The organism is Sphaerotilus sp. (assembly GCF_041083715.1).
GTDB lineage: Bacteria > Pseudomonadota > Gammaproteobacteria > Burkholderiales > Burkholderiaceae_C > Sphaerotilus.
Window position 1 is genome coordinate 1 of sequence record NZ_JBFPGY010000259.1, and the last position, 7,758, is coordinate 7,758.

The window sequence follows — 7,758 nt, forward strand, 5'->3', positions numbered from 1 at the left end:
CCAGCGCTCGCCGAGCGTGCGCATCGCGGGCAGGTGGGTGAACCCGTCGGTGCGGAAGCGCTGCACGCGGCCGCCTTCGTGGTCCACGCTGACCACCACGTCCGGGCGGACGGCCTTGATGTCGGCGACGAGCTGCGTGAGCTGGGTGCGGTCCTGCCAGTTGCGGCTGAACAGGATCAGGCCGCCGACGAGCGGGTGCTGCAGGCGGCGGCGGTCGCCGTCGTTCAGCACGAGGCCGGCAACGTCGAGGACAACAGGGGCGTGGGCGTGGTGCATCGGCAGCGGGGGGTCAGGGGTGTCAGGAGGTGCTGGTTTCGACCACGACGAAGCTGGTCGCGTAGTCGGTCTCGTCGGTCAGGCTGACGTGGGCGCGCAGGCTGCGTGCCTCGAACCATGCAGCGAGCGGGCCGTGCAGACGGATGAAGGGCTGGCCGCTCGGCTCGTTGAGCGTTTCGCAGTCGCGCCACTGCATGGGGGCGTGCAGACCGAGGCCGATCGCCTTGGAAAACGCTTCCTTGGCCGAGAAGCGCGTGGCGAGGTAGGCGATGCCGCGGACTTCGACCTTGGTGCGGCGGTAGTGGAACACGCGCAGCTCGGTCGGCCCGAGCACCTTCTCGGCGAAGCGGTCGCCGCGTCGGGCGAGCACCGCAGCGATGCGCCGGATGTCGCAGATGTCCGTGCCGATGCCGTAGACCACCGCTGCGTCCGCCCGGCTTCAGCGCTGGGGCGCGAAGGCCCGCTGGATGCTGCGCTGGTAGCCGCGCACCGTCTGGGTGTAGCCGAGTTCAAGTGCGTCTGCGATCAGCGCGTGGCCGATCGACACCTCCTGCACGCCCGGCACGGCGCGCAGGAAGTCGGTGAGGTTGTCACGGTTCAGGTCATGGCCGGCGTTGATGCCCAGGCCGACCGACAGCGCAGCTTCCGCAGCGCGCACGTAGCGGTCGAGCACCTCGGCCTGCCGCGGCGTGCCCCAGGCGCTGGCATAGGCTTCGGTGTACAGCTCGACCCGGTCGGCACCGACGTCGCGCGCCGCGCGCATCATCTCGGGGACCGGGTCCATGAACAGGCTGACACGCACGCCCAGCGCCCGGGTTTCCTCGACCAGCGGGTGCAGCCGCTCGGCGTCGTCGGGGAAGGTCCAGCCGTGGTCCGAGGTGAACTGGCCGACGGTGTCCGGCACGAAGGTCGCCTGGTGCGGCCGCACGGCGCGGATGACGTCCATCAGGTTGTGGAACGGATTGCCCTCGATGTTGTACTCGACCTGTGGCCAGGCCTGGAGCAGCTCGGCCAGGTCGGTCACGTCGCCGGCACGGATGTGGCGCTCGTCGGGGCGCGGGTGGACGGTGAGGCCTTGCGCCCCGGCTTCGAGAACGAGCGTCGCTGCGCGGGTCACGCTCGGGATGCCGAGGTGGCGCGTGTTGCGCAGCAGCGCGACCTTGTTGAGGTTGACCGACAGCGCGGTGCGTCCACCATGGGCGGATGATTCGGGGGCGACGAGGGGATTCATGGTGATTCGGTCAGTTTCTGCACCTCGACCATCAGCGCGCGGGTGCGCAGCATCGAAGTGCCGAGATGGTAGTGCAGCAGATGGCGCAGCTGGGCGCGCAGCTCGGGCAGTGCGCCCAGGCAGGTCTGTTGCAGCGCGCCGAGGTCGAAGGCGTTCATGGCCGACTGCAGCGCCAGCAGCGTCGCGCCGCCGAGGCCGGCTGCGCCATCGGGCAATGGATGGACGCCGGTTTCGTGGTGCAGCCCGTGGCGCACGTCCGTGCGGACGGGCACCTGCGTCAGCGTGACGCGGTCCAGTTCCGGCAGCACGCCCGATTCGCGCAGCAGCCACAGCTCGAAGGCGCGCAGCGCGGCGGCCGTCTGCGCTTCGTCGTGCGGGGCGAGCCGGGGCAGGGTGGCGGCGTAGACCTCGAACAGGCGCGGGTGGGCATCGTGGCGGGCCAGTCCGCGCAGCAGCAGCTCGTTGAGGTGGAACCCCGCCAGCAGCGCCGCGCCCGCGGGCATGGCGCTGCCGCCCGCCCAGTCGGCGCCGCGCAGCAGGTGGAGATCGGGCGGTGCCTCGTGGCCGCCTTGGGCCGGGTCCGGTTCGGTGTCCCGCCGGGTGGTCTTGCCACCGAGCACGATCGTCAACCGCTGGAACGGCAGCAGCACGCAGCGCAGCTGCGAATGCGGCCGTTTCGCACCCTTCGCGACGGCGGCAATGCGGCCGTGCTCACGCGTCCAGAGGTCGAGGATCAGGCTGGATTCGCTCCAGTCGTGGTGGTGCAGCACATAGGCCGCCATGGCAGCCGGCGCGGCACGGCGCGTGGCCATGGTGCCTTACTCGTAGCCGTAGCTCTTCAGGCGCTTCTCGTCGTCGGCCCAGCCCGAGCGGACCTTGACCCAGACTTCGAGGAAGACCTTGGCGCCGGTGAGGCGCTCCAGCTCGGTGCGGGCCTCGGTGCTGATGCGCTTGAGCCGCTCGCCACCTTCACCGATGACCATGCCCTTGTGCGCGTCGCGCTCGACGATGATGGTCGCGGCGATGCGGTTCAGCCGGCCGCCCTCGACTTCCTCGTACTTGTCGATCTGCACGGTGGACGTGTAGGGCAGCTCGTCTCCGGTCAGGCGGAACAGCTTCTCGCGGATCAGCTCGGCGGCGAGGAACTTGTCGCTGCGGTCGGTCAGCGCGTCCGCGTCGTAGTACCAGGGCTGCTCGGGCAGGTAGGGGCGGATGATGTCCAGCAGGCGCTGGGTGTCGTCCTTCTTGGTCGCTGTCAGCGGCACGAACTCGGTGAAGGCGTGCTTGGCCTGCATCTGCTGCAGCCAGGGCAGCAGGTCCGAGCGGCGCGTGATCAGGTCGAGCTTGTTGGCGATCAGGAAGGTCGGCTTGCCCGGCGGGATCAGCGAGAGCACCTTGGCGTCGGCTGGGTTGAAGCGGCCCGCATCCACCACGAACAGCACGACGTCCACGTCGCCCAGCACCGACTGCACCGTCTTGTTCAGGTTGCGGTTCAGCGCTGCGGTGCCGCGGGTGGTGTGGGTGGTCTGGAAGCCAGGGGTGTCGACGAAGACGTACTGCGTGTCGGCCTGGGTCGAGATGCCGGTGATGCGGTGGCGGGTCGTCTGCGCCTTGCGCGAGGTGATGCTGACCTTCTGGCCGATGAGGGTGTTCAGCAGCGTCGACTTGCCCACGTTCGGCCGGCCGACGATGGCGATCAGGCCGCAGCGGCGGTCACCGTCGTTGGAGCCGACGGCGGCGGCGAGCATGGCGTCGAGGTCCGGGGCTTCGTAGGCCAGTTCGTCGGCGTCTTCTCCGAGGTCGTCTTCATCCTCGTCGTCGCCGTCCACGATGGGCTGGCCGTCGTCGTCGAGTTCGATCAGTGCGTCGTTCAGGCCGTCTTCATCGGCAAAATCGTCCACCGGGTCGAGCAGGTCGTCCGGCAGGGTGGCCGCGTGCGGCTTGGAGGTGGTGGTCATTCTGGGGCGGCGCTCAGTTGTTCGAGGACAAGGCGCGCGGCTTCCTGTTCGGCGGCGCGGCGTGAGCGGCCTTCGCCGCGGGCCTGCACACCGGAGCCGGCGACGCTGCACACGACGACGAAAGTCTGGTCGTGCGCGCGGCCACGGGTGGCTTCGATGCGGTAGTCGGGGACGCTTTGACGGCGTGCCTGGAGCCACTCCTGGAGCTGGGTCTTGGCGTCCTTGCCCCAGGACTGGGTGGCAGTTTCGGAGATCAGCGGCTCGAACAGCCGGCGCACCAGCGCCTCGGCGGCCTCGAAGCCCGAATCGCGGAAGACGGCGCCGATGATCGCTTCGAGCGCATCGGCCAGGATCGACGGACGCTGGGCGCCACCACCACGGGCTTCACCATCGGACAGGCGCAGCACCGCGGGCAGATCGAGCGAGAGCGCGATGCGGTGCAGCATGTCCTGGCGCACCAGGTGGGCACGGATGCGGGTCAGGTCACCTTCGGGCGATTCGTCGTACTGCTCGAACAGCAGGTCGGAGACGGCCACGTTCAGCACCGCATCGCCGAGGAATTCGAGCCGCTCGTTGTGGTCCGTGCCGAAGCTGCGGTGCGTCAACGCACACGTGAGCAGCTCACGCTGGCGGAAGGTGTAGCCCAGTCGTTGCGACAGGGATTCAAGAGGAGACGGGTTCAAGGGGGACCTTCGGGATCACGGGGCACAGACGGGTCACTGGGACCGGCCGCGGTACTTGATCAGCAGCGACACGGGGCCGAACAGTTCGATTTCCTTGTCGTAGGCAAAGCTCACGACCACACGGTCATTGTCCTTCGTGATGTCGAGATCCTTGCCGGTGATCGACTGTATCGAATACTCGATGTCCTTGGTCCGGTCGAAGGCAGCCCGGATCTCGGGCACGGTGCCGCCCCCTTCGGCCGCCACCTTGGTCACGGCGCGCTTGATGGTGGCGAACTCATTGACCGTCGGCAGCACCCGCATCGCGACCAGGGCCGTCATCGAGATCAGCACGGCCCAGAAGACGAGGCCGAGCAGGGTGACGCCACGCTGGCCCGTCGGGCGGATCGACACGGGGGTCGGACGTGGGCGAAAGATCATCGAATCACTCCTCGACGGCGGTCGCTGCAAGCCGACCGGCCGTGCGTCATGCCGGGGTCAATGGAAGGGGCCAATCCGCTTGAGACTGCCGAAGTTCATCCACACGAAGAAGGCACGGCCCACGATGTTCTCGTCCGGCACGAAGCCCCAGAAGCGCGAATCCTCGGAGTTGTCACGGTTGTCGCCCATCATGAAGTAGTGTCCTGCAGGAACCTTGCAGGTGACACCTTCGGCCGTGTAACGACAGTTTTCAACTCCGGGAAACTGTCGGGCACGCATGCCATAGCTCGATGGCTGCTGCGGGTCGACCAGCAGGCGGTGGCTGACGCCGTTGCCGAGGTCTTCGCGGAACTGGCGCGAGTAGGTGCGGCGGTCCTCGTCGTAGTAGTCGTCGAGCTGCTGCAGCGGTGCCGGCTGGCCGTTCACGAAGAGCTTCTGGTTGATGTAGGCGATCTCGTCGCCGGGCACGCCGATCACCCGCTTGATGAAGTCGATGCTGGGGTCCACCGGGTAGCGGAACACCATCACGTCACCGCGCTGCGGGTCGTTCAGCGGGACGATCTTCTTGTTCAGCACCGGAATGCGGATGCCGTAGTGGAACTTGTTCACCAGGATCAGGTCGCCGATTTCCAGCGTCGGGATCATCGAGCCGGACGGGATCTTGAAGGGCTCGAACAGGAACGAGCGCAGCAGGAACACCATCAGGATCACCGGGAACAGGCCGGCAGTCCAGTCGAGCCACCACGGTTGCGCGAGCAGGCGCCGGCGGGCGGGTTCGACGTCCATGTCCACCTTGTCGATGCCGAGGCGGGCGAGTTCGGCGCGCCGTTCGCCGTCCTGGTGGGTCAGCGTCGCCGCTGCAGCCAGACGGCGTGGCAGGAACACGAAGTGTTCGGCCAGCCAGTAGGCTGCAGTGACGAGGGTGAGGATGAACAGCAGCAGCGAGAAATTGCCGCTCCACTTGCCGAGGTACCAGCCCGTGCCATAGAAAGCGAGGCAGGCGTAGAGAATGCCGGTGAGGGGTCCCATCGATCGTCCGGTTGGGTGGGTGAGCGGGTGCTCAGTCTTCGACACGCAGGATGGCGAGGAACGCTTCCTGCGGCACTTCGACCGAGCCGATTTGCTTCATGCGCTTCTTGCCGGCCTTCTGCTTCTCGAGCAGCTTGCGCTTGCGGCTGATGTCGCCGCCATAGCATTTTGCCAGCACGTTCTTGCGCAATGCCTTGATGTTCTCGCGCGAGATGATGTTGGCGCCGATGGCCGCCTGGATGGCCACGTCGTACATCTGGCGCGGGATCTGCTCGCGCATCTTGGCGGCCACGGCGCGGCCGCGGTACTGGCTCTGGGCTCGGTGGACGATGATCGAGAGCGCATCGATGCGGTCGCCGTTGATCAGCAGATCGACCTTGACCACGTCGGAGGCGCGGTATTCCTTGAACTCGTAGTCCATCGACGCGTAGCCGCGCGACACAGACTTCAGCTTGTCGAAGAAGTCCAGCACGATCTCGGCCAGCGGCAGCTCGTACGTGAGCATCACCTGGCGGCCGTGGTAGGCCATGTTGAGCTGCACGCCGCGCTTCTGGTTCGCCAGCGTCATCACCGCACCGACATAGTCCTGCGGCATGTAGAGGTGCACGGTGACGATCGGCTCGCGGATCTCCTTGATGCGGCCGAGTTCGGGCATCTTGGACGGATTCTCGACCTCGATCACGGTGTCGTCGTTCAGCTCCACCTCGTAGACCACGCTCGGTGCGGTGGTGATCAGGTCCTGGTCGAACTCGCGCTCCAGCCGCTCCTGCACGATCTCCATGTGCAGCAGGCCCAGGAAGCCGCAGCGGAAGCCGAAGCCCAGCGCCTGCGAGACTTCGGGTTCGTAGCGCAGCGAGGAGTCGTTGAGCTTGAGCTTTTCCAGCGCATCGCGGAGCTGGTCGTACTCGCTGGCTTCCGTCGGATAGAGCCCGGCGAAGACCTGCGGCTGGATTTCCTTGAAGCCGGGCAGCGCCTCCAGCGCAGGGCCGGCGTTGTTGGGCAGCTTCTTTTCGAGCGTGATCGTGTCACCGACCTTGGCCGCCTGCAGCTCCTTGATGCCGGCGATGATGAAGCCGACCTCGCCCGCCCTGAGCGACTCGCGGTTCTCGGACTTCGGGGTGAACACGCCCAGGTGCTCGATCGGGTAGAGCGCGTTGCTCGCCATCATGCGGATGCGCTCGCCCTTGCGCAGCACGCCGTCCACCACGCGCACCAGCATCACGACCCCGACGTAGTTGTCGAACCACGAGTCGATGATCATCGCGCGCGGCGGGCCGTCCGGGTCGCCCTTGGGCGGCGGCATGCGGGTGATGACGGCTTCGAGGATCTCGTCGATCCCCATGCCGGTCTTGGCCGAGCAGGGGATCGCATCGGTGGCGTCGATGCCGATGACGTCCTCGATCTCCGCCTTGGCGTTGTCCGGGTCGGCGCTCGGCAGGTCCATCTTGTTCAGGACCGGCACCACCAGCACGCCCAGATCGAGCGCGGTGTAGCAGTTGGCCACCGTCTGCGCTTCCACGCCCTGGCTGGCGTCCACCACCAGCAGCGCGCCTTCGCAGGCCGACAGGGACCGGCTGACCTCATACGAGAAGTCCACATGCCCGGGCGTGTCGATCAGATTGAGGTTGTAGACCTGTCCGTTCTGCGCCTTGTATTGCAGCGCGGCGGTCTGGGCCTTGATCGTGATGCCACGCTCGCGCTCGATGTCCATCGAGTCAAGCACCTGCGCTTCCATCTCGCGGTCGCTCAGGCCTCCGCAGCGCTGAATGATCCGGTCGGCCAACGTGCTCTTGCCGTGGTCGATGTGGGCGATGATGGAGAAGTTTCTGATGTGGTCCATGGGCCTGGGGGCATGCGCGCGGCGACAAAAAAAAGGCACGTCCTAGCGTTGACGCGCCTTCCAGCATGCGTGCAGATCGGGTAATCAGGTCGCAATGCTGGCGAGCGAGATTGTAGCGCGCTGCCGCACGGGCCTGTTCCGGCCTTCAGCGGCAGTGCAGCAACTCGCTCAGCGGCCTGGCCGGATCACCACGTACTGTGCCCACTCGCCGCGGCGAAGCAGCAGGTTGACCGGGCGGGCCTTGTCCAGCCGGGCCACCAGCGCCTCGAACTGGCGCGCGTCGGTCACTTCGCTGTTGGCCACCGCCAGGATCAGATCGCC

The 7,758-nt window shown here is 67.0% G+C and carries 9 protein-coding genes; all 9 read right to left on the reverse strand.

Features of this window, described 5'->3' with window-relative positions:
* Positions 1-276: glycoside hydrolase family 3 N-terminal domain-containing protein (locus AB3X43_RS11505; RefSeq protein WP_369429985.1), on the reverse strand; the 276-nt coding region annotated here is incomplete at its 3' end.
* Between the two features lie 22 nt (positions 277-298).
* Complete coding sequence (acpS, locus tag AB3X43_RS11510) at positions 299-697, reverse strand: holo-ACP synthase (protein ID WP_369429986.1); 399 nt, start codon at positions 695-697, stop codon at positions 299-301.
* A gap of 18 nt (positions 698-715) precedes the next feature.
* Complete coding sequence (locus tag AB3X43_RS11515; protein WP_369429987.1) at positions 716-1,507, reverse strand: pyridoxine 5'-phosphate synthase; 792 nt, start codon at positions 1,505-1,507, stop codon at positions 716-718.
* A complete protein-coding gene (gene recO / locus AB3X43_RS11520; RefSeq protein WP_369429988.1) occupies positions 1,504-2,319 on the reverse strand; it encodes a DNA repair protein RecO in 816 nt (271 codons plus the stop codon). Before recO ends, AB3X43_RS11515 begins: the two co-directional genes overlap by 4 nt.
* Before the next feature lie 6 nt (positions 2,320-2,325).
* Positions 2,326-3,255 carry a GTPase Era gene (gene era / locus AB3X43_RS11525; protein ID WP_369429993.1) on the reverse strand — a complete coding sequence of 310 codons (930 nt, stop codon included), beginning with the start codon at positions 3,253-3,255 and terminating at the stop codon, positions 2,326-2,328.
* A 206-nt stretch (positions 3,256-3,461) separates the two neighbouring features.
* Positions 3,462-4,148, reverse strand: a complete 687-nt coding sequence (gene rnc / locus AB3X43_RS11530; protein WP_369429989.1) for a ribonuclease III — start codon at positions 4,146-4,148, stop codon at positions 3,462-3,464.
* 33 nt (positions 4,149-4,181) lie between these two features.
* Positions 4,182-4,568, reverse strand: coding sequence for a DUF4845 domain-containing protein (locus AB3X43_RS11535; protein ID WP_369429990.1), 387 nt, complete (start codon positions 4,566-4,568; stop codon positions 4,182-4,184).
* A gap of 57 nt (positions 4,569-4,625) precedes the next feature.
* Complete coding sequence (gene lepB, locus AB3X43_RS11540) at positions 4,626-5,597, reverse strand: signal peptidase I (protein ID WP_369429991.1); 972 nt, start codon at positions 5,595-5,597, stop codon at positions 4,626-4,628.
* A gap of 31 nt (positions 5,598-5,628) precedes the next feature.
* On the reverse strand, positions 5,629-7,437 hold the full coding sequence (gene lepA, locus AB3X43_RS11545) for a translation elongation factor 4 (RefSeq protein ID WP_369429992.1): 1,809 nt from the start codon (positions 7,435-7,437) through the stop codon (positions 5,629-5,631).
* Positions 7,438-7,758: the final 321 nt, after the last annotated feature.

Bases quoted from the DNA above. Each gene is read 5' to 3' on its own strand.
- AB3X43_RS11515 (WP_369429987.1), bottom strand. From the start codon at position 1,507: ATGAATCCCCTCGTCGCCCCCGAATCATCCGCCCATGGTGGACGCACC.
- recO (WP_369429988.1), bottom strand. From the start codon at position 2,319: ATGGCCACGCGCCGTGCCGCGCCGGCTGCCATGGCGGCCTATGTGCTG.
- era (WP_369429993.1), bottom strand. From the start codon at position 3,255: ATGCTCGCCGCCGCCGTCGGCTCCAACGACGGTGACCGCCGCTGCGGC.
- AB3X43_RS11535 (WP_369429990.1), bottom strand. From the start codon at position 4,568: ATGATCTTTCGCCCACGTCCGACCCCCGTGTCGATCCGCCCGACGGGC.
- lepB (WP_369429991.1), bottom strand. From the start codon at position 5,597: ATGGGACCCCTCACCGGCATTCTCTACGCCTGCCTCGCTTTCTATGGC.
- lepA (WP_369429992.1), bottom strand. From the start codon at position 7,437: ATGGACCACATCAGAAACTTCTCCATCATCGCCCACATCGACCACGGC.